The organism is Bradyrhizobium sp. AZCC 1719 (assembly GCF_036924525.1).
Lineage (GTDB): Bacteria > Pseudomonadota > Alphaproteobacteria > Rhizobiales > Xanthobacteraceae > Bradyrhizobium.
Genome location: NZ_JAZHRU010000001.1, coordinates 5,581,106 through 5,599,746 on the forward strand (window position 1 = coordinate 5,581,106; position 18,641 = coordinate 5,599,746).

Genomic DNA, 18,641 nt, shown 5'->3' on the forward strand with positions numbered 1-18,641 from the left:
GCGCGTGTGCGGGGCGTGCGATGGACGAGCAGGAAACGGGCAAACAGGATTCCGGCAAGCAGGAAGCGAGCTACGACTATCATCGCTACAAGCAATTGCTGGCGGAAGCGGTCGACGAGACCAAACGGCTCGAGCTGATCGAGATCATCGTCAGGGAAAAGGCCCGCGACAGGCTGGAGGCGCAGCGGATGGCGGACCGGGTAGCGATGACCGCGATGACGGTCGCACGCGTCCTTGGATCCGGGGGCCGTCGCGATATCTAGAGGAGCGATCACTTCTCCGAAGCGAGCATCACCAGCGAGCCGATCAGCCCGATCAGCGCACAGGCGAGAAGGCCATATTGAAGGATCGCCAGCGCCCGGCCTGGGGCTTCGGTCGCCGTTGCCATCTCGTAGAGCAGCCAAGCTGACGTAATCCCGCTCATCAGGATCAGTTTGGCCATTTGCTGCTCACGCAAGCCTCCCCTGCTCTACCCGCCCCCTTTCGACGCTGGTATTTTGCCCCGGGTTCACTTACCTAGTCCCCATTCCGCGCGCGTGGCGCGTCCAACCCCAAGAGTGAAAGCGACAAGGCCTCTTTTATGAGTGGATTCAAGGAACCTAATTTCGCGGACCGCCAGAAGGCCGCGATGCAGGCGCGGCAGAACATTTTGAACAAGTTTCGCGCCCAGCCGGGACCCGACGATCCCGAGGTGAAGCGCCGCCAGGCCGAGCGCGAGGCCGTCGCGGCCGCCCGCGCCAAGGCGAGAGAGGCCAAGGAGGCCGAAAAGGCCGAGCAGAAACGTCGCGAGGCCGAGGCCGCCGCGGCGGAGGCCGCCAGATTGGCGCGCGAAAAGGAAGAAGAGGCCGCCAGGCAGGCGGCGCTGGAGGCTGAGCAAAAGGCCAAGCGCGACGCGCGTTACGCCGCGCGCAAGACCAAGGGCAAGAAGAAGTAGGCCTGCGATTCGCGGCCGATACTGGCGCGTCCGCTTAACGGTCATTCCGGGGCGATGCAAAGCATCGAACCCGGAATCTCGAGATTCCGGGTCTGGTCCTTCGGACCATCCCGGAATGACGGCGGCTCAGTTCTTCTTCATGCCGTCTTCTTTTTTCATGCCCTCGTGCTTCATGCCTTCCTTCTTCATCATACCGTCCTCTTTCTTCATGCCGTCCTTCATGCCGTCCTTGGACATGGACTCCTTCTTCATGCCGTCGCCCTTGCCCATTTTGTCCTGAGCGAAGGCGGCTGGCGCGAACGCGAGGCTGAGCGAAACAAGCGCGGCAGAAAGGCCGAGGCCGATACGGGTCGTGGTGGTGGTCATGGGATGGTCGTCCTTGGTTTGGGTGGGCTTCTCGAAAGCGACGTCTGCCGCTTCCCCAACGACGATGGCGCGAAGGGGTTTGTTACCGGCCACGCCCCAAAGTTCTGCAATTCTCACGGTTAGTTGAAGCGGGCGATTCAGCTAATATGGGCTGAAGCCGGTCCGGATTGCCGATCCAAGAACCGATTGCAGGGGACAAACCATGCTCACGCGCCGCCATGTCATCGCATCTGCGCTCGCCGCACCCGCCGTGCTTCGTTTCGGCACCGGTACGGCCCATGCGGCCACCACGCTGAAGATTTCGCACCAGTTCCCGGGCGGCACCATCGACAAGGGCGACTTCCGCGACCGGCTGTGCCGCATCTTCGCTGCCGAAGTCGCCAAACGCAGCGGCGGCGAAATCGCCGCCGAAGTCTATCCGAACGCCTCGCTGATCAAGACCAGCGCGCAATTCTCGGCAATGCGCAAGGGCGCACTCGATATCAGCCTCTACCCGATGCCGTATGCCGGCGGCGAACTGCCGGAGACCAATATCGGCCTGATGCCGGGCCTGGTCGCAACCTACGACCAGGGCCTGCGCTGGAAGAAGGCGCCGGTCGGCAAGGCGCTGACCGACTTCCTCGCCGACAACGGCGTTATCCTTCTCACATGGGTCTGGCAGGCCGGCGGCGTCGCCAGCCGCTCCCGACCGATCGTCGCGCCTGACGACGCCAAGGGGTTGAAAGTGCGCGGCGGCTCGCGTGAAATGGATGTGGTGCTGAAGACCGCGGGTGCGTCGATCCTGTCGATGCCATCGAACGAAATCTACGCCGCGATGCAGAGCGGCGCCTGCGATGCCGGTATCACCTCCTCCACCAGCCTGATCTCGTTCCGCCTCGCGGAGGTCGCCAAATCGCTGACCTCGGGCGCCGGCGCCTCCTATTGGTTCATGCTGGAGCCATTGATGATGTCGAAGGCAATCTTCGACAAGCTACCCAAAACGCAGCAGGACATCATCCTGACGGTCGGCAGCGAACTGGAAGCGTTCGGCCGCAAGGGCGCGCAGGATGACGATATCGAGGTCGCCAAGGTCTATGAGAAGGCCGGCGCCAAGGTCAGCACGCTCGATGTCGCGACCGTCAGCAAATGGCGCGACATCGCGCGCGATACCGCCTGGAAGGACTACAGCGCCAAGTCGGCAATGTCGGCCAAGCTGCTGAGGCTCGCCAGCGACGTCCCCGCATGATGCATGGTCCGCTTCCGGATCAACGCCCCGCGCGAGCTGCGATCGAGCCGCCGGCCACCACCTGCAACAGGTCCGTACGCACCGCCTCGATATGCTGTTCCAGAAACCGGCAGGCCTGGTCGATCTCTTTTGCCCGGCACAGCTCGATCAGGTGCGCGTGCTCCTTTTCGGCCGTGCCCATCGCCTTGGTATTGGAGAGCTGCAGACGCGTGTAGCGGTCGCTGGTCTGCAAGAGCGCCACGACGATCGCCTTGGTACGTGGCTGCCTGGCGTGAACGTATAGTGCCATATGGAAGTCAGCGTTGAGCTGCCCCCATTCGCTGACGTTGCGCGCCTTGATCGCTTTCTCGAAGCGCTTCTGGATGTCGTCCAGCGCGGCAAAGTCTTGTTCCGCAAAGTGCGGCGCCGACTGCGCCAGGAGCCGCGGCTCCATGATTCCGCGAAGATCGAACACGTCGTTGATTTCGTCCAGCGATAGCTCTGAGACGATCGCGCCTTTTTGCGGGACGATACGCACCAGCCCCTCCGCCTCGAGCTGAAACAGCGCTTCGCGCACGGGAATGCGGCTGACGCCGTATGCCTCGCCCAACGCATCCTGCCGCAGTTGTGAGCCGGCCGGATAAGTCCCGTCGAGAATGGATTGCCTGAGCTGATCGACGATCGCAGCCGACAGCGTCCGGTGCTTCAGAGGGACTTTCATTTGATCTTCCGTCGTCATCGCCGGCCTTTCCGATCGAGGCGGCCCTGTTTCGCACGTTGAAATGGTCCGCGGCAGCGAAAGCCGAGGCGGCCCATAATCTCCATTTGACAAGATTGTATAAATTATACAATTTCGAATGGCACGAGAAATCTTGACGGGCAGCGGGGCTCTTTATGATCGAGCAGGCAATTGCGGACATGCCAGCGTTCAGCGCCCGGGGAATCGTCGTCAGGGCTTCGAGTCTTCTGCTCGCTTTCGAGCGCATCGCCTTGATGGGGCTGATGTATCTGCTGACGGCTCTGATCCTGGTGAACGTCGTCACCCGCTATTCGCACTTCCCGATCTACTGGATCGATGAATCGGCGGTCTATTGCGTGGTCTGGCTGACCTTCATCGGCGCCTCCGCCATGACGCGGCTCAGGCTCGACTTCGCCGTCACCATGATGACCGAGCGCCTCTCGGCGCGGCATCAGAAGCTCGCGAAGATCATCGCGACGGGCATGGTCGTCGTGTTCGGTGTGGCGCTGATCATCACCTGCTTCCTCTGGATGGATCCGATCGGGCTTGCCCGCGCCGGCTTCGACGCACGCAAGCTTGCCGCCGAGACATTCAACTTCCTCTACACCGAGCGCACCCAAACGCTGAACTGGCCGACCTGGGTGCTCTATTTGACGCTGCCGATCTTCGCGGTCTCCATGACCATTCATGGCTTGGCAAACCTGCTCGAAGATCTCGAACTGGTGCCACGGATGCCGCCAAAGGGCTTTCAACTCTCCGAACTCGACGGGGTCAACTAGTGATCACGTCAGCCGCCTTCATCGCGATCATGCTGGTCGGGGTACCGATCGGCCTTTGTCTTTGCCTGGCCGGGTTCGTCTTCATCATCGCATCAGGCAATCCGGTTCTGTTTCAATCCTACCCGCTGCAGCTCTTCGGCGGGGTCGACAGCTACGGCCTGATCGCCATCCCGCTCTTCATCCTGATCGGCGAAATCATGAATGGCGGCGGCATTACGCGGCGCATCGTCGACATGGCGATGGCCTTTGTCGGCTCGCTGAAGGGCGGGCTGGCTTACGTCAATATCCTCGCCAACATGTTCATCGCCTCCATCCTCGGCTCCGCGACCGCGCAGGTCGCCATCATGGCGCAGATCATGGTGCCGGAGATGGAAAAGAAGGGCTACGACAAGACCTTCGCGGCAGGACTCACGGCCTATGGCGGCATGCTCGGGCCGATCATTCCGCCGTCCGTGATGTTCGTTGTCTACAGCGTCTTGGCGCAGATTTCTGTCAGCGACATGCTGATTGCCGGCATCGTGCCGGGCGTCATCCTCACAGCGATGTTCTTCATCGTCGTCGCGCTGATGGGTTTCGTCTACAATTATCCCCGAGGGGAATATCAATCACCACGGCAGCGGGCGGCGACAATCCTGCGCACGTCACCAACCCTGCTTATTCCGATCGTCATCGTCGGCAGCATACTCGGCGGATTGGCAAACGCGACAGAGTCCGCAGCCGTTGGCGCTGTCGCCGCTGCGCTGATCGGAAAATTCTGGACCAAGGAGTTCAGGTTTTCACAGCTGCCGCAGATGATGCTGCGCGCAGGCATCTACTCGGCCATCGTGCTGTTCCTGGTCGCCGCCGCGGCGGTGTTCTCCTGGGTCCTGGTGTTCGGCAAGGTGCCGCAGGAGACCGCGGCATGGATACAGTCGGTCGCCAAGGATCCAGTCAGTTTCATGCTGATCTGCAACGTGATCCTGCTGGTGATCGGTACTGTCATCGACGGCGTTCCCGGCCTAATCATGACGGTTCCGATCCTGCTGCCGGTCGCGACCGAAATCTATCATATCGATCCGCGCCACTTCGGCGTGGTCGTGGTGATCAATCTGGTGCTCGGGTTGCTGTCGCCTCCGGTCGGTCTTTGTTTCTTCGTGGCGGCAGCCGTCACCGGCGCCAAGCCCGGCAAGATGTTCATGGTGACGCTGCCGTTCTTCGGCATCTCCTGCATCCTGCTGGTGCTGCTCTCGCTCTATCCCTCCCTCTCCCTCGTCCTCATCAAGTAGGTCCAACCCCTTAAGGAGCATTGTCATGTCGCTTTCACGTCGCCGCTTCCTTGCCGCCAGCGCGGCCGTGCCGCTGTTCGCGCCGTCGCTGGCACTGGCGCAAGCCAAGGAGCTTCGCCTCGGCTTGATCACGCCCAATGGTCATTCCTGGAACAAGGCGGCGCTAAAACTCGGCGACGATCTCAAGGCTGCCACCAACGGCCGCCTGACCATGACGGTCTTTCACTCCGGCCAACTCGGCAACGAGCCGGCGATGATGCAGCAATTGCAGTCCGGCGCGCTCGACATGGGCTTCATCCAGGCCGCCGAGCTCGGCTCGCGCGTGCCACATATCGCAGCAATCAACGCGCCCTACATCGTGCGCTCGACGCCGTCGGTCGCCAAATTCGTTCGCCATCCGGCGGCGATCAAGCTGTTCGAGGTGCTGCCCAAGGAGACCGGAACGATCGGACTGGGCTGGGGTATCACCGGCATGCGCGCCATCTTCTCGGCGAAAGACCTGACTGGTCTCGCCGACATCAAGGGCATGAAACTGCGCATCAACCCGACGCCGGTCTATCGCGATTTCTATTCCTCGCTCGGCGCGGCGCCGACGCCGATCCCGACGCCGCAGGTGTTCGACGCCATGGCGAACGGCCAGGTCGACGGCCTCGAGGCGGACCTGGAGTTCTCCTGGAACCAGCGCTTCGACAAAGTGTCAAAAGTCATCCTGCAGATGAATGCCGTCTTCATGCCGATGGCAGCGATCGTCTCCGGCCGCGTCTGGCAGTCGCTGCCGGCGGCCGACCGCGAGCTGATCACCAAGACGGTCAAATCGACGCTCGATGCGCAGATCGATGAATTGGCCGACAATGAGCCGAAGCTGATCGAGAACTTCAAGAACGCGCCGATCCCGATCCGTCAGGTCCCGGCCGGGGATACCGAAGCGGTTATTGCCGAATTCGACAAGATCTGGCTGCCCAAGGCCCCGGTGCTTGCCGAACTGCGGAAAGTCGGCGCGACGCTCTGATCCCAACCATCGTTTTCAAGCCAAAGCCCGGCGGATTCATCAGTCCGCCGGAACAATTCCAATGGAGCTAAACAAATGAGCCCACGTATTTCCTGGGAAGGCGTCTTCCCGGCCGTCACCACGCAATTCAATGACGACCTGTCGCTCAACATCGATGCGACCGCGAAGGTCATGGACGGCCTGATCCGCGACGGCGTTTCCGGACTGATCGTCTGCGGATCCGTTGGCGAGAACACCTCGCTGGAGCGCAAGGAGAAGGTCGCGATCATGGAAGCCGCGAAATCCGTTGCGGCGGGTCGCGTACCCGTGCTGTGCGGCATTGCCGAGTTCACGACCGCCTTTGCCGTCGAAACCGCCAAGGAAGCGGCGCGCGTCGGCATCGATGGCGTGATGGTGATGCCGGCGCTGGTCTATTCCTCCAAGCCGCATGAGACGGCCGCACATTTCCGCGCGGTCGCCACGGCGACCGACCTGCCGGTGATGCTCTACAATAACCCGCCGATCTACAAGAACGACGTCACGCCGGACATTCTGACCTCGCTCGCCGACGTCGAGACCGTCGTCTGCTTCAAGGACTCTTCCGGCGACACACGGCGCTTCATCGACACCCGCAACATGGTTGGCGACCGCTTCGTGCTGTTTGCCGGCCTCGACGACGTCATCGTCGAGAGCGTCGCCATGGGCGCAGTCGGCTGGGTCTCCGGCATGTCGAACGCCTTCCCGCGCGAGGGCGAGACCTTGTTCCGCCTCGCCAAGGCGGGACGTTATGCCGAAGCCATGCCGCTCTACGAATGGTTCATGCCGCTCTTGCACCTCGATGCCCGTCCGGATCTTGTCCAGTGCATCAAGCTCTGCGAGCACATCATAGGCCGCGGCACCGCGCTGACCCGTCCGCCGCGGCTTGCGCTGCTGCCGCACGAGAAGGCCGAGGTCGAGGCCATGATGGCGAAGGCGCTGAAGAACCGGCCAGTGCTGCCGAATGTCGGGCTGAAGGCCGCGTAAGCGGCCTACTTGGCGGCGTCACAGGCCCTCATGGTGAGGAGCGCGAAGCGCGTCTCGAACCATGAGGCCCCCTCTGTGGCCTACATCCTTCGAGACGCCCGCTCTGCGGGCTCCTCAGGATGAGGAGTTTGAGCGGCTATGACGCAGTAGGACTATTTGGCGGCCCGCTTCGCGTTCAACGCCGCCGCGACGCGGCTGACCGGCGGGCGGCCGATCAGCCCACTGACGACATTGGTGGCCGCCACCAGCTTTGCCATGTCGACGCCGGTCGCAATGCCCATGCCTTCGAGCATGTAGACCACGTCCTCCGTCGCGACATTTCCCGTCGCGCCGGGGGCGTAGGGGCAGCCGCCGAGACCGCCGGCGGCGGAATCGATCACGCGGCAGCCCTCCTCCATCCCGGCATAGAGATTGGCGAGCGCCTGGCCGTAGGTATCGTGGAAATGCATCGCCAGATTGGCCATCGGCACATGGCCGGCGACCGCGCGCAAAAGCTGCCGCGCTTTCAGCGGCGTGCCGACGCCGATGGTGTCGCCGAGCGAGATTTCATAGCAGCCGAGGTCCCACAGCACTTTTGCGACATCGACCACCGCCTGCGGCTTGATTTCGCCCTCATAGGGACAGCCGAGAACGGTGGAAATATAGCCGCGCACCCTGACGCCATCGGCCCTGGCGCGGGCGAGCACCGGCTTGAAGCGTTCGATCGATTCCGCGATCGAACAATTGATGTTGGCGCGGGAAAAGCTTTCCGACGCCGCAGCGAATACCGCGATCAGTTTGGCGCCGGCGGCCTGAGAAGCCTCGTAGCCCTTCTCGTTCGGCACCAATACCGGCAGTTCGCAATTCGTATGATGGCTGACGCCGCGCAACACCTCGGCCGATCCGACCATCTGCGGGATCGCCTTGGGCGACACGAACGCGCCAACCTCCACCGCCTTGAGCCCCGCGCCGATCAATGCCTCAATGAACGCAATCCGGTCGGCGACGCTGATCGGGGTTTTTTCGTTCTGCAACCCATCGCGCGGGCCGACTTCGACAATGTGAACGCTGTCGCTCATGACGCTACCGTCGGTTCGATTTCGGCAAGTTCGACGCCTTCGCCGACGATATCGCCGACCTTGCACCTGATTTTCGTCAACACGCCCGCAAACGGCGCGCGCAGGGTCTGCTCCATCTTCATGACTTCCAGCGTCAGGATCGCCGCGCCCTTCTCCAGCGTCGCGCCTTCCTCGGCCAGCAACGCCACCACGGTCCCCGGCAGCGGCGCCACGATCTTGTCCTCGCCGACCAGTTCCTCCGTCTCGCCGCCGAACGGATCAACCCAATGCAGGTCGAAGCGGCCGTTCCGGGTGCGGAGATAAAGCTCGTGGCCTTCGATCACGGCCGTGACGCGCGATTTCATGCCCTCGATCGTCAGATCGAAACTGCCTTCTTCCGCGGGCGACGTCGCGAAAACGAACTCGTGCTTGCCGATGGTCAGTTTCGACGGACCATTGCCGTAGTGCAGCGTTACCTTGTGTTCGGCGCCCTGCCCCTGACGTAACGAGAACACCCGCTTCCGCTGCCCGACCGGCATCCAGCCAAACGTCTGCCAGGGCGAATGCGCTTCCTTGCGCGCAGCCTTCTGCTCATCGACAACGATTGCCGCTACCGCAGCGCAAAGTTCGAGATCCCCTGCCGTCCCCGAGGATTCCGTCAGCTTCTTCAGTTCGCGCTCGATGAAGCCGGTGTCGATGGTATTGGCGCGCACCTGCGGGTGCGTCACCAGCGCGGACAGGAACGGAATGTTGGTGACAATGCCGCGGACGTCGGTCTCTTCCAGCCCACGATTCAGCCGCTCGATCGCTGCCTGACGGGTCGGCGCCCATGCAATGACCTTGGCGAGCATGGCATCGTAATATGGCGACACCGCATCGCCGCTGCGATAGCCTGCATCGATCCGCAGGCCGTCGACCGCCTCAGGCGTGCGCCAGGTCCTGATCCGGCCGACTGATGGCATAAAATTCTTCTGCGGATTTTCGGCGTAAACCCGCGCCTCGATGGCGTGTCCGTTCAGCTTGATCTCGTTCTGCGCCAACGGCAGCTTTTCGCCGAACGCCACCCGCAACTGCCATTCGACGAGATCGACGCCGGCGATGAGCTCGGTCACGGGATGCTCGACCTGCAGGCGGGTGTTCATTTCGATGAAGAACACCTCCTTGCCGTCGGAGACGAATTCGATGGTGCCGGCGCCGACATAGTTGACGGCGGCAGCCGCCTTGCGCGCAGCCGCGCAGACTGTTTCGCGTTGATTGGCGTCCAGCGTCGGCGACGGCGCCTCCTCGATCACCTTCTGGTGCCGCCGCTGCAGCGTGCATTCGCGTTCCCAGAGCGAGAGCAGATTGCCGTGGCTGTCGCCGATGATCTGCACCTCGATATGCCTTGGGTTTTGCACGAATTTCTCGATCAGCATGCGATCGTCGCCGAACGCAGCCTTCGCTTCGCGCTTGGCGCTGACGATCGCCGCCGCAAGCTCGCCGGCCGAATTGACCACGCGCATGCCCCGCCCGCCGCCGCCGGCGGAAGCCTTGACCAGCACGGGGAAGCCGATCTTCTCGGCGGCCTTCGCAAGCGTCGCCTCGTCCTGGGCCTCGCCGTGATAGCCGGGCACCAATGGCACGCCAGCCTTTTCCATCAGCGCTTTCGAGCCGGACTTCGAACCCATCGCCGTCATCATCTCGGCCGTGGGGCCCACGAACACCAGCCCGGCATTCAGGCAGGCTTGCGCGAATTCGGCATTTTCAGACAGAAAGCCGTAGCCGGGATGCACCGCCTCGGCGCCGGTCTGGCGCGCCGCTTCGATCACGCGCTCGACGTTGAGATAGCTGTCGCGCGCCCGCGCCGGCCCGAGCAGCACGGCCTCGTCGGCCATGGCGACATGCATGGCGTCGCGGTCAGCCTCGGAGTAGACCGCGACGGTGCGCAGGCCCATGGCGCGGGCGGAGCGGATCACACGGCAAGCAATCTCGCCGCGGTTGGCGATCAGGAGGGTGCGAAAACGCCGGTAAAGTTTCGAGCGGTCCATCATCACATCCTGAACAGGCCAAACTTCGTGGGTTCAATCGGCGCGTTGGCCGCGGCGGACAACCCAAGGCCCAACACCAGGCGGGTGTCGGCGGGATCGATCACGCCATCATCCCACAGCCGCGCGGTGGCGTAATAGGGATTGCCCTGGCTTTCATACTGCGCGCGGATGGGCGCGCGGAACTTGTCCTCTTCCTCGGCCGACCAGCTTTCGCCCTTCGCCTCGATATTGTCGCGGCGGACCTGGCTCAACACCATGGATGCCTGCTCGCCGCCCATGACAGAGATGCGAGCATTCGGCCACATCCAGAGGAAGCGCGGAGAGTAGGCGCGGCCAGACATGCCGTAATTGCCGGCGCCATAGGAGCCGCCGATCACCACGGTGAATTTCGGCACGCCGGCGGTCGCCACCGCTGTCACCAGCTTGGCGCCGTCGCGCGCGATGCCGCCGGCCTCATATTTCTTGCCGACCATGAAGCCGGTGATGTTCTGCAGGAACACCAGCGGGATGTTGCGCTGGCAGCACAGCTCGATGAAGTGCGCGCCCTTCAGCGAGCTCTCGCTGAACAGAATGCCATTGTTGGCGATGATGCCGACCGGATAGCCCCAGATATGGGCGAAGCCGCAAATCAGCGTCGCGCCGTAGAGCTTCTTGAACTCGTCGAACTCCGAGCCGTCGACGATCCGCGCGATGATGTCGTGGACGTCGAACGGCTTTCTGCCGTCTGCGGGGACGACGCCGTAGATTTCCTCGGCGGGAAACAGCGGCTCCCGCGGCTCGCGCATGTTCAGCACCGCGCGCGCCGGCGGCTTCAGCGTGGCGACAATGCGCCGGGCGATTCCGATCGCATGTGCATCGTTCTGCGCATAGTGATCGGTGACCCCGGAATGGCGGGAATGCACGTCGGCGCCGCCGAGCTCTTCGGCGGATACCACCTCGCCGGTCGCGGCCTTCACCAGCGGCGGGCCGCCGAGAAAGATGGTACCCTGATTGCGCACGATGATGCTCTCGTCCGACATCGCCGGCACATAGGCGCCGCCCGCGGTGCACGAGCCCATTACGATGGCGATCTGCGGAATGCCCTGCGAGGACATCTGCGCCTGGTTGTAGAAGATGCGGCCAAAATGCCGCTCGTCCGGAAAGATCTCGTCCTGCATCGGCAGGAAGGCGCCGCCGGAATCGACCATGTAGACGCAGGGCAGATTGTTCTGGCGCGCGATATCCTGCGCGCGCAGATGCTTCTTCACCGTCATCGGATAATAGGTACCGCCCTTGATGGTGGCGTCGTTGGCGACGATCACGCATTCGCGGCCCGAAATGCGCCCCACCCCGGTAATGACGCTCGCAGAATGAACGTCGCCACCATAGAGCCCGTGGGCCGCCAGCGGCGATAGTTCGAGAAACGCCGTGCCGGGATCGACCAGCAGGTCGACGCGCTCGCGCGCCAGCATCTTGCCCCGCGATGTATGCCGCTTGCGCGACACCTCGCCGCCGCCGCCGGCGACCACTTTGAGCTTCTCGCGCAGTTCGGCCACGAGACCCCGCATCACGTCGGCATTGCGGGCAAACTCGGAGGACGTAGGATCGATGGTGGAATGAAGCGGCATGATCGGCGTTTTCTTTGGATGCGAGGGAGCCGTTGGAATGGCTTCAGGACGGCCGGAACGTAACGTTCGAGGACGATATGACAGCCTGTATCATCTTTGCCTCGATGTGAAGTTCAAGCCGTCTTTTCAAACAGCTCCCGCCCGATCAGCATGCGGCGGATTTCGCTGGTGCCGGCGCCGATCTCGTAGAGTTTGGCGTCGCGCAACAGCCGCCCCGTGGGATAGTCGTTGATGTAGCCGTTGCCGCCGAGGAGCTGGATGGCGTCGAGCGCGCATTGCGTCGCCTTCTCCGCGGCGTAGAGGATCGCGCCGGCGGCGTCCTCCCGCGTAGTCTCGCCGCGGTCGCAGGCCTTGGCCACCGCATAGACATAGGCGCGCGAGGCGTTCATCGTGGTGTACATGTCGGCGATCTTGCCCTGCACGAGTTGGAAGCTGCCGATCGGCTCGCCGAACTGCTTGCGCTCGTGCACGTAGGGCAGCACCACGTCCATGCAGGCCTGCATGATGCCGATGGGACCTGCCGCCAGCACCGCGCGCTCATAGTCGAGGCCGCTCATCAACACGTTGACGCCGCGGCCGACCTCGCTCAGCACGTTCTCCTCGGGGACTTCGCAATCCTCAAACAGCAGTTCGCAGGTGTCGGAGCCGCGCATGCCGAGCTTGTCGAGTTTCTGCGCGGTGGAAAATCCCTTCATGCCCTTTTCGATGAGGAAGGCGGTGATGCCGCGCGGGCCGGCGCTGGCGTCGGTCTTGGCGTAGACCACCAGCGTGTCCGCCTCGGGGCCGTTGGTGATCCACATCTTGTTGCCGTTCAGCACAAAGCGGTCGCCCTTTTTCTCGGCGCGGGTCTTCATCGAGACCACGTCGGAACCTGCGCCGGGCTCCGACATCGCCAGCGAGCCGACATGCTCGCCCGAGATCAGCTTCGGCAGATATTTCCGCTTCTGTGCATCACTGCCGTTGCGGCGGATCTGGTTGACGCAGAGGTTGGAATGCGCGCCGTAGGACAGGCCGACGGAGGCCGACGCCCGCGAGATTTCTTCCACTGCGATGCAGTGCTCGAGATAACCGAGGCCGGCGCCGCCATATTCCTCCTCGACGGTGATGCCGTGCAGGCCGAGCGCGCCGATCCTGGGCCAGAGGTCGCGCGGGAACTGATTGCTGCGGTCGATTTCGGCGGCGCGTGGGGCGATTTCGTTCTGCGAAAACGCATGCACGGTTTCGCGAATTGCGTCCGCGGTCTCGCCTAGGTCGAAGTTGAGAAGCAGCGCCCTGTTTGAGGCCATCGTTCCACCCTTGCATTTCTTCGAATTAAACGATCATACGTTTTTTTACTATCCTCGCAAGTGGGACCTATTCAGGCTCAAATGGACGCTGCAGACTATTGAAATTACTATATTTTCGTGCCAGAATTATACGACCGCTTGCTCGTTTCCCGAGGCGGCGAACGCCCTCCACTCTCAGAGGCCCAATGGCGCGGACGATCGGCTCACATGGCCCCAAGACGATGGAGGCGATCCGCAAGGCCGGGCTGCGCCTGATCTTCGAGCACGGCTACGCGGCGATGAGCCTGCGCCAGCTTGCGGCCGAAGTCGGGATCCAGTCGGGCTCGCTCTATAACCACATCTCGACCAAGCAGGAATTGCTGTTCGTCCTGATACGGGACCACATCAACGAGCTGCTGCGCCAGCTCGATCGAGCTCTGCTCGGGAAACTGGAGCCGGCCGACAAGCTTCGTGCCTTCGTCGCCTTTCACGTCAGTTACCACATGACCAAGAAGCGCGAGGTCTTCATCGCCAATTCCGAGCTGCGAAGCCTGGAGCCGAAGAACTACGAGGAGATCGTGGCGCTGCGCGGCGCCTATGAGCGGCGGCTCGCGGAAATTCTCACCGAGGGTGTCACGGAAGGCGAGTTCGAGGTCGTTGACATCCAGGTGGCGACGTTTGCGATCCTGTCGCTCCTGACCGGCCTCACTGCCTGGTACCGGCCCGGCGGGCGGCTCACCAAGGAGGCGATCGTCGCCGCCCATGAGAAGCTCGTGCTATCGGGCGTCGCTCCTGGCGCGACGCCTGAGCGGGCGCAAACCAAGTGCGCGCCCTCCCCTGATGTCACGGCTCGCGGCAGGCCGGAGGGCGGATGAGGCGCCGATGACGGAACGTCAACCCCTCGACGAATTCGACCTGAAAATCCTGTCCGAGTTGCAGAAGGACGGACGTATCCGCAACAACGAGCTGGCAGACAGAGTCGGCCTCTCGGAGCCTCCGTGCCGGCGGCGCGTTCGATCCTTGCGCGAGCGCGGCTATGTCAGTGCCATCAAAGCCACGCTCGACGAAAAGCTCCTTGGTTACGAGGTTATTTCCTACGTATTGATTCAGTTGCAGAGCCAGGCTCAGGCGACGTTGCAGGCGTTCGAAAGATCGATCGCGGCAATACCGCTGGTCCAGCAGAGCTGGCGCATTTCGGGCGACGCCGATTATCTGCTCAAATGCGTGGCGCGAAACGTCGAGGGCATGCACCAGCAGCTTCTGCAATTTTCAGCGATGCCCGAGGTCCGCAACATCAGAACCTTCCCGGTGCTTGGCGTCGCCAAGGATGCGCCGTTGCCCATATTCCCAAATCCGGCGGCATCTGACCCGGGGCAGTAGGCCCCACGTCTACCGCGCCGATCGGGCGCTTAGCTCTACTGCGTCATAAGCCCCTCATGGTGAGGAGCGCGAAGCGCGTCTCGAACCATGAGGCCCCGTCTGTGGCCCTACATCCTTCGAGACGCCCGCTCTGCGGGCTCCTCAGGATGAGGGGTTTGGAGCGGCTGTGACGGAGATTAGTGGGTCCAGGGCTCGCCGCGCCTGAAGGCGAAATTGTCGGCGTAAGCGGCCGGCCGGCGCACCGAATCCTTGGGCTCGATCACCTGGTAGGCGATGCCCTTGCGCTCGCAATAGGCGATCGCGTCTTCCTTGGTGTCGAAGCGCAAGGTGAGCTGCTGCTTCATGTCGGAGGACGAGGTCCAGCCCATCAGCGGCTCGATCGCCCGCGGCTGCTCGGGCTCGTAATCGAGCTGCCATTCCTGGGTCTGGGCCCTTCCCGATTGCATCGCGTTCTTGGCAGGCTTGAAAATGCGGGCGGTCATTGGATGGTCGGGTCCTCAAGCGATATGCGACATGGAAGCGTTTGGTGGAAACGGCCGGGATAGTATAGAGACACCTTTCAGGAATTTGATCGGTGATTCCGGAAACCCGGATGTACCATTTCCGTGCCGGTATAGTCATTATGCCGTACTGTGACAATCCAGGGCTATCCGGCGCCCGGGACCCGGTCTTGCGGCGCGATCTTCCCGAAAGCATCACGAAGCGGCACCCATGAAAATCAACGCTACCCTGCCAGAAAAAGGACGCGACCTCCGGCTCGACCTGTTTCGCGGAGTCGCGAACTGGGCGATCTATCTGGACCATATTCCCGACAATGTCGTGAACTGGATCACCACCCGCAATTACGGTTTCAGCGACGCCGCCGACCTGTTCGTCTTCATTTCCGGCTATACCGCCTCATTCGTCTATGCCCGGATGATGCTCGAGCGCGGCTTCATCGTCGGCGCCACCCGGCTGACCAAGCGCGTCTGGCAGCTTTATGTCGCCCATATCATCCTGTTCGTGATCTATATCGCCTCGATCAGCTATCTGGCGCTGCGCTTTGGCGACTCCGAACTGGTCAACGAATTCAACGTCGCCGTCCTGGTCGACAATGCGACCGAAACGCTGCGGCAGGGCTTGTTCCTGAAGTTCAAGCCGCTCAATCTCGACGTGCTGCCGCTCTACATCGTGCTGATGGGCCTGTTCCCGCCGGTGCTGTGGATCATGCTGCGCCAGCCCAACTGGACCATGCTGGCCGCGATCGTACTGTGGCTGGTGTCGCGGCAGACCGGCTGGAACCTGCCCGCCTATCCGATCGGCACCTGGTACTTCAACCCGTTCGCCTGGCAGGTGCTGTTCGTGTTTGGCGCATGGTGCGCGCTCGGCGGCGCCCGGAAGAACATGCACATCATCAACGCGCCGATCACGCTGTATCTATGCATCGCCTACCTGATCCTGGCGCTGATCATGACCATGGCCGGCCGGTTTCCGACGTTCGGCGAGCTGTTCCCGCAGTGGCTCTATTCGATGTTCAACCCGAACGACAAGACCAACCTTGCGCCCTACCGCTTCCTGCACTTCGTGGCGATCGTGATCCTGGTGATCCGTTTCGTGCCGAAGGAATGGCCGGGGCTGGAGTGGAAGATCTTCGATCCGCTGGTGGTCTGCGGCCAGCAGTCGCTCGCCGTGTTCTGCGTCGGCGTGTTCCTGTCGTTCGTCGGGCATTTCGAACTGTCGATGAGCACAGGCTCGCTGTTCGCGCAGATCTTCGTCAGCCTGACCGGCATCGCGATCATGACCATCGTGGCCTATTACATTTCCTGGTCGAAGCGGCAGGACAAGCCGCTCAAGCCGGCAGCGCCGAAAGCCGCCTGAGCGGCTTCCGGCTGAATCGCGGCAGCCGGTTCAGGCCGGTTGCGCGGTCGACGCCACCAGCGTCCGCACGTCGGCGTAGATGTTGACCAGCGGCGCGACCACCTTGTGCATCGCGTTCTTCGATACGATGGTGTCGTGCATGACCAGATGATCGACGCCCGTGGTCAGGAAGCAGTTCACGGCATCCTGCGGCGTTTCCACGATGGGCTCGCCCTTGATGTTGAATGAGGTGTTGATCAGCACGGGAACGCCAGTCAAGGCCTCGAATTCCTTCAGCAGGCCGTAGAGCATCGGATTGGTTTCTTCGCGCACGGTCTGGACGCGTGCCGTGCCGTCGACATGCACGATCGCGGGAATCTTGTCGCGCCATTCAGGGCGAACCGGCTTGGCGATCAGCATGAAGGGCGAGTCTTCCTCGCCTTCAAAAATTTCCTTCATGCGCTCGGCCAGTACGATCGGCGCGAACGGCCGGAACGCCTGCCGGTGCTTCACGCGGCTGTTGAGGATGTCCTTCATCTCACCCTTGCGTGGATCGGCCAGCAGGCTGCGGTTGCCGAGCGCGCGCGGCCCGAATTCCGAGCGGTCCTGAAACCAGCCGATCACCTTCTGGTCGGCGAGCAGTTTGGCGGTGTCGCGGCAGACATTGTCGCTCCTGACGGCGTCGACCTGGATCCGCACCAGAAACTTCTGCAACTCCTTGGCGGCATCCTGATCGCTGTAGCGCCTGCCGACATAGGCGTGATCCATCACGAAGGCGCGGCGTTGCCTCAGAATTTCGAGCCAGCCGTAGTAGGCGCAGCCGATTGCAATGCCGTCATCGCCGGCCGCCGGCTGGACCCAGACGTTCTCGAAGCCGGCTTCGCGGGCGACGCGCCCGTTCGCCACGCAATTCAGTGCAACGCCGCCGGCCATACAGAGGTTCTTCGCGCCGGTGGTTTCGCGCAACCATCGGGCGCGGGCCAGCAGCACGTTCTCGGTGTCGTCCTGCGTGCGCCAGGCCAGGTCCTCCCAGTGCCGCATCGCGGGGTGTTTTTCCCAGTTGCTGCCGGGTTCGAACACGTAAGGCTGCTTGAAGTCGGCGGTCCAGTGCGGCACGTGCAGCTTGCCGTCGTGCAGTTCGAGCAGATGCTTGACCTGGTCGCGGCGGCCATAGGGCGCCAGTCCCATCAGCTCGCCGCACTTATTCCAGTCGCCGAAGATGTAGGTTGAGGCGCGGCTGTAGAGCGCGCCGAGCCCGGGCATGGTGTAGAATTCGTCGCTGAGGAAGCCGCGGTCCGGCTCCATCCAGACCTTCTTCAGGCACTCGAGCGTCGTTCCGTCGAACTTGTAGTAACTCTCGGACTCGCGCGCCAGCGGCGTCGCCGTGTCGCTGGCGGGAAACGATTCCATGACATCGGAGCGATAGCTGCCGACGCCATCGACGATCATCACGACGCCATCCTCGAACGGCGACACCGCGAACGCGCTGTAGGCGTGCGCGAGGTGATGGGAGATCGTCACCACCTTGTCCGAATGTTTCAGATACAGCGGATGCTTGGCTGCCTCGTCGCGCTCGAACTCCGGCAGGAAGCCCGGCGCGTCGAAATAGACCAGCCGCTCTTCCATTTCCGGGACCGGCAGGATGTAGCAATTGCGCACCACCAGATCGACGTCGTCGAGCGTAATGCCCTCGGCTTCGAGGCAATAATCGATCACTTCCTTGTAGAAGCCCGAGGCGTGCTTGGTCCGCGTGATCCGCTCCTTGGCGATCGCAAACGCAATGGCGCCGTCGCGCAACAGGCAGGCGCTGACATCATGGTCATAGGTGTTCAGACCAAGGACATAAGTGTGTTTTTTTGGCATGGGTACTCGTCAGGAGAGGATCGTCTTGCGCTGAGAAATGGAAATCGTGTCGACATCAAGTTGCTGGCATGGCGTTGCCGTAGCTTCTTTCGAAATTCTGCAGCGCACAACCATCAGTGTTCAGCAAGTATTCAGGAAGATGAATGGCGCAACGCAAGATTCCTCGGCAGACCGGCTGTAACTTGACCTTACCTGCCCTTCTCAATAAAGTCCCGAAAGCTTCGAAAGAACCTTGTAAAATATTGTCTTAGCGCATCTGAACCGAAAGCTTTCTCGCGCGTCTTAGTGAGACGGTGCAGAAGTTCAGATGTTTGGAAGTGACCGGGAG

19 protein-coding genes are annotated in these 18,641 nt (G+C 62.3%); 10 read left to right on the top strand and 9 right to left on the bottom strand.

Annotation, left to right across the window (positions count from 1 at the left end; all coding sequences use genetic code 11):
• The first annotated feature begins 20 nt into the window (after positions 1 to 20).
• Positions 21 to 263, top strand: coding sequence for a hypothetical protein (locus V1292_RS26280; protein WP_334375532.1), 243 nt, complete (start codon positions 21 to 23; stop codon positions 261 to 263).
• 8 nt (positions 264 to 271) lie between these two features.
• Here V1292_RS26280 and V1292_RS26285 read toward each other — a convergent pair whose 3' ends face one another.
• A complete protein-coding gene (locus V1292_RS26285; RefSeq protein ID WP_334375533.1) occupies positions 272 to 442 on the bottom strand; it encodes a hypothetical protein in 171 nt (56 codons plus the stop codon).
• 138 nt (positions 443 to 580) lie between these two features.
• Here V1292_RS26285 and V1292_RS26290 point away from each other — a divergent pair, with 138 nt between their 5' ends.
• Positions 581 to 934: a DUF6481 family protein gene (locus tag V1292_RS26290; protein WP_334375534.1), complete on the top strand. Its 354-nt coding sequence runs from the start codon at positions 581 to 583 to the stop codon at positions 932 to 934.
• 126 nt (positions 935 to 1,060) lie between these two features.
• Here the strand turns inward: V1292_RS26290 and V1292_RS26295 are convergent, their stop codons facing one another.
• Positions 1,061 to 1,300: a pentapeptide MXKDX repeat protein gene (locus V1292_RS26295; RefSeq protein WP_334377170.1), complete on the bottom strand. Its 240-nt coding sequence runs from the start codon at positions 1,298 to 1,300 to the stop codon at positions 1,061 to 1,063.
• Positions 1,301 to 1,502: 202 nt separating this feature from the next.
• Between V1292_RS26295 and dctP the strand changes: the two genes are divergently transcribed.
• A complete protein-coding gene (dctP, locus tag V1292_RS26300; protein WP_334375535.1) occupies positions 1,503 to 2,525 on the top strand; it encodes a TRAP transporter substrate-binding protein DctP in 1,023 nt (340 codons plus the stop codon).
• Between the two features lie 19 nt (positions 2,526 to 2,544).
• Here dctP and V1292_RS26305 read toward each other — a convergent pair whose 3' ends face one another.
• Positions 2,545 to 3,225, bottom strand: a complete 681-nt coding sequence (locus V1292_RS26305) for a GntR family transcriptional regulator (RefSeq protein WP_334375536.1) — start codon at positions 3,223 to 3,225, stop codon at positions 2,545 to 2,547.
• A 197-nt stretch (positions 3,226 to 3,422) separates the two neighbouring features.
• Here V1292_RS26305 and V1292_RS26310 point away from each other — a divergent pair, with 197 nt between their 5' ends.
• The 4 genes from V1292_RS26310 (at position 3,423) to V1292_RS26325 (ending at position 7,298) form a co-directional block, all read left to right on the top strand.
• Entirely contained in the window at positions 3,423 to 4,022 is a 600-nt protein-coding gene (locus V1292_RS26310; RefSeq protein ID WP_334375537.1) for a TRAP transporter small permease, read from the top strand.
• On the top strand, positions 4,022 to 5,287 hold the full coding sequence (locus V1292_RS26315; protein ID WP_334375538.1) for a TRAP transporter large permease: 1,266 nt from the start codon (positions 4,022 to 4,024) through the stop codon (positions 5,285 to 5,287). Before V1292_RS26310 ends, V1292_RS26315 begins: the two co-directional genes overlap by 1 nt.
• A gap of 25 nt (positions 5,288 to 5,312) precedes the next feature.
• Positions 5,313 to 6,296: a TRAP transporter substrate-binding protein gene (locus V1292_RS26320; protein WP_334375539.1), complete on the top strand. Its 984-nt coding sequence runs from the start codon at positions 5,313 to 5,315 to the stop codon at positions 6,294 to 6,296.
• 75 nt (positions 6,297 to 6,371) lie between these two features.
• Positions 6,372 to 7,298, top strand: coding sequence for a dihydrodipicolinate synthase family protein (locus tag V1292_RS26325; RefSeq protein ID WP_334375540.1), 927 nt, complete (start codon positions 6,372 to 6,374; stop codon positions 7,296 to 7,298).
• Positions 7,299 to 7,450: 152 nt separating this feature from the next.
• On the opposite strand, the gene V1292_RS26330 is transcribed toward V1292_RS26325, so the two are convergent.
• The 4 genes from V1292_RS26330 to V1292_RS26345 all read right to left on the bottom strand — a co-directional run bounded on the left by V1292_RS26330 (position 7,451) and on the right by V1292_RS26345 (position 13,255).
• Complete coding sequence (locus V1292_RS26330; protein WP_334375541.1) at positions 7,451 to 8,356, bottom strand: hydroxymethylglutaryl-CoA lyase; 906 nt, start codon at positions 8,354 to 8,356, stop codon at positions 7,451 to 7,453.
• Positions 8,353 to 10,362 (bottom strand): acetyl/propionyl/methylcrotonyl-CoA carboxylase subunit alpha, encoded by a 2,010-nt coding sequence (locus tag V1292_RS26335; RefSeq protein WP_334375542.1) that lies wholly within the window; start codon positions 10,360 to 10,362, stop codon positions 8,353 to 8,355. Before V1292_RS26335 ends, V1292_RS26330 begins: the two co-directional genes overlap by 4 nt.
• A 2-nt stretch (positions 10,363 to 10,364) precedes the next feature.
• On the bottom strand, positions 10,365 to 11,969 hold the full coding sequence (locus V1292_RS26340; RefSeq protein ID WP_334375543.1) for a carboxyl transferase domain-containing protein: 1,605 nt from the start codon (positions 11,967 to 11,969) through the stop codon (positions 10,365 to 10,367).
• Between the two features lie 113 nt (positions 11,970 to 12,082).
• On the bottom strand, positions 12,083 to 13,255 hold the full coding sequence (locus V1292_RS26345) for an isovaleryl-CoA dehydrogenase (RefSeq protein ID WP_334375544.1): 1,173 nt from the start codon (positions 13,253 to 13,255) through the stop codon (positions 12,083 to 12,085).
• A 185-nt stretch (positions 13,256 to 13,440) separates the two neighbouring features.
• Between V1292_RS26345 and V1292_RS26350 the strand changes: the two genes are divergently transcribed.
• Positions 13,441 to 14,109, top strand: coding sequence for a TetR/AcrR family transcriptional regulator (locus tag V1292_RS26350; protein ID WP_334375545.1), 669 nt, complete (start codon positions 13,441 to 13,443; stop codon positions 14,107 to 14,109).
• Positions 14,110 to 14,116: 7 nt separating this feature from the next.
• Positions 14,117 to 14,614: an Lrp/AsnC family transcriptional regulator gene (locus tag V1292_RS26355; RefSeq protein ID WP_442895631.1), complete on the top strand. Its 498-nt coding sequence runs from the start codon at positions 14,117 to 14,119 to the stop codon at positions 14,612 to 14,614.
• Between the two features lie 176 nt (positions 14,615 to 14,790).
• On the opposite strand, the gene V1292_RS26360 is transcribed toward V1292_RS26355, so the two are convergent.
• Positions 14,791 to 15,096: an ETC complex I subunit gene (locus V1292_RS26360; protein WP_334375547.1), complete on the bottom strand. Its 306-nt coding sequence runs from the start codon at positions 15,094 to 15,096 to the stop codon at positions 14,791 to 14,793.
• A gap of 229 nt (positions 15,097 to 15,325) precedes the next feature.
• On the opposite strand from V1292_RS26360, the gene V1292_RS26365 reads away from it, so the two are divergent.
• On the top strand, positions 15,326 to 16,471 hold the full coding sequence (locus tag V1292_RS26365) for an OpgC domain-containing protein (RefSeq protein ID WP_334375548.1): 1,146 nt from the start codon (positions 15,326 to 15,328) through the stop codon (positions 16,469 to 16,471).
• Between the two features lie 30 nt (positions 16,472 to 16,501).
• Here V1292_RS26365 and V1292_RS26370 read toward each other — a convergent pair whose 3' ends face one another.
• A complete protein-coding gene (locus tag V1292_RS26370; RefSeq protein ID WP_334375549.1) occupies positions 16,502 to 18,313 on the bottom strand; it encodes a carbamoyltransferase family protein in 1,812 nt (603 codons plus the stop codon).
• Positions 18,314 to 18,641: the final 328 nt, after the last annotated feature.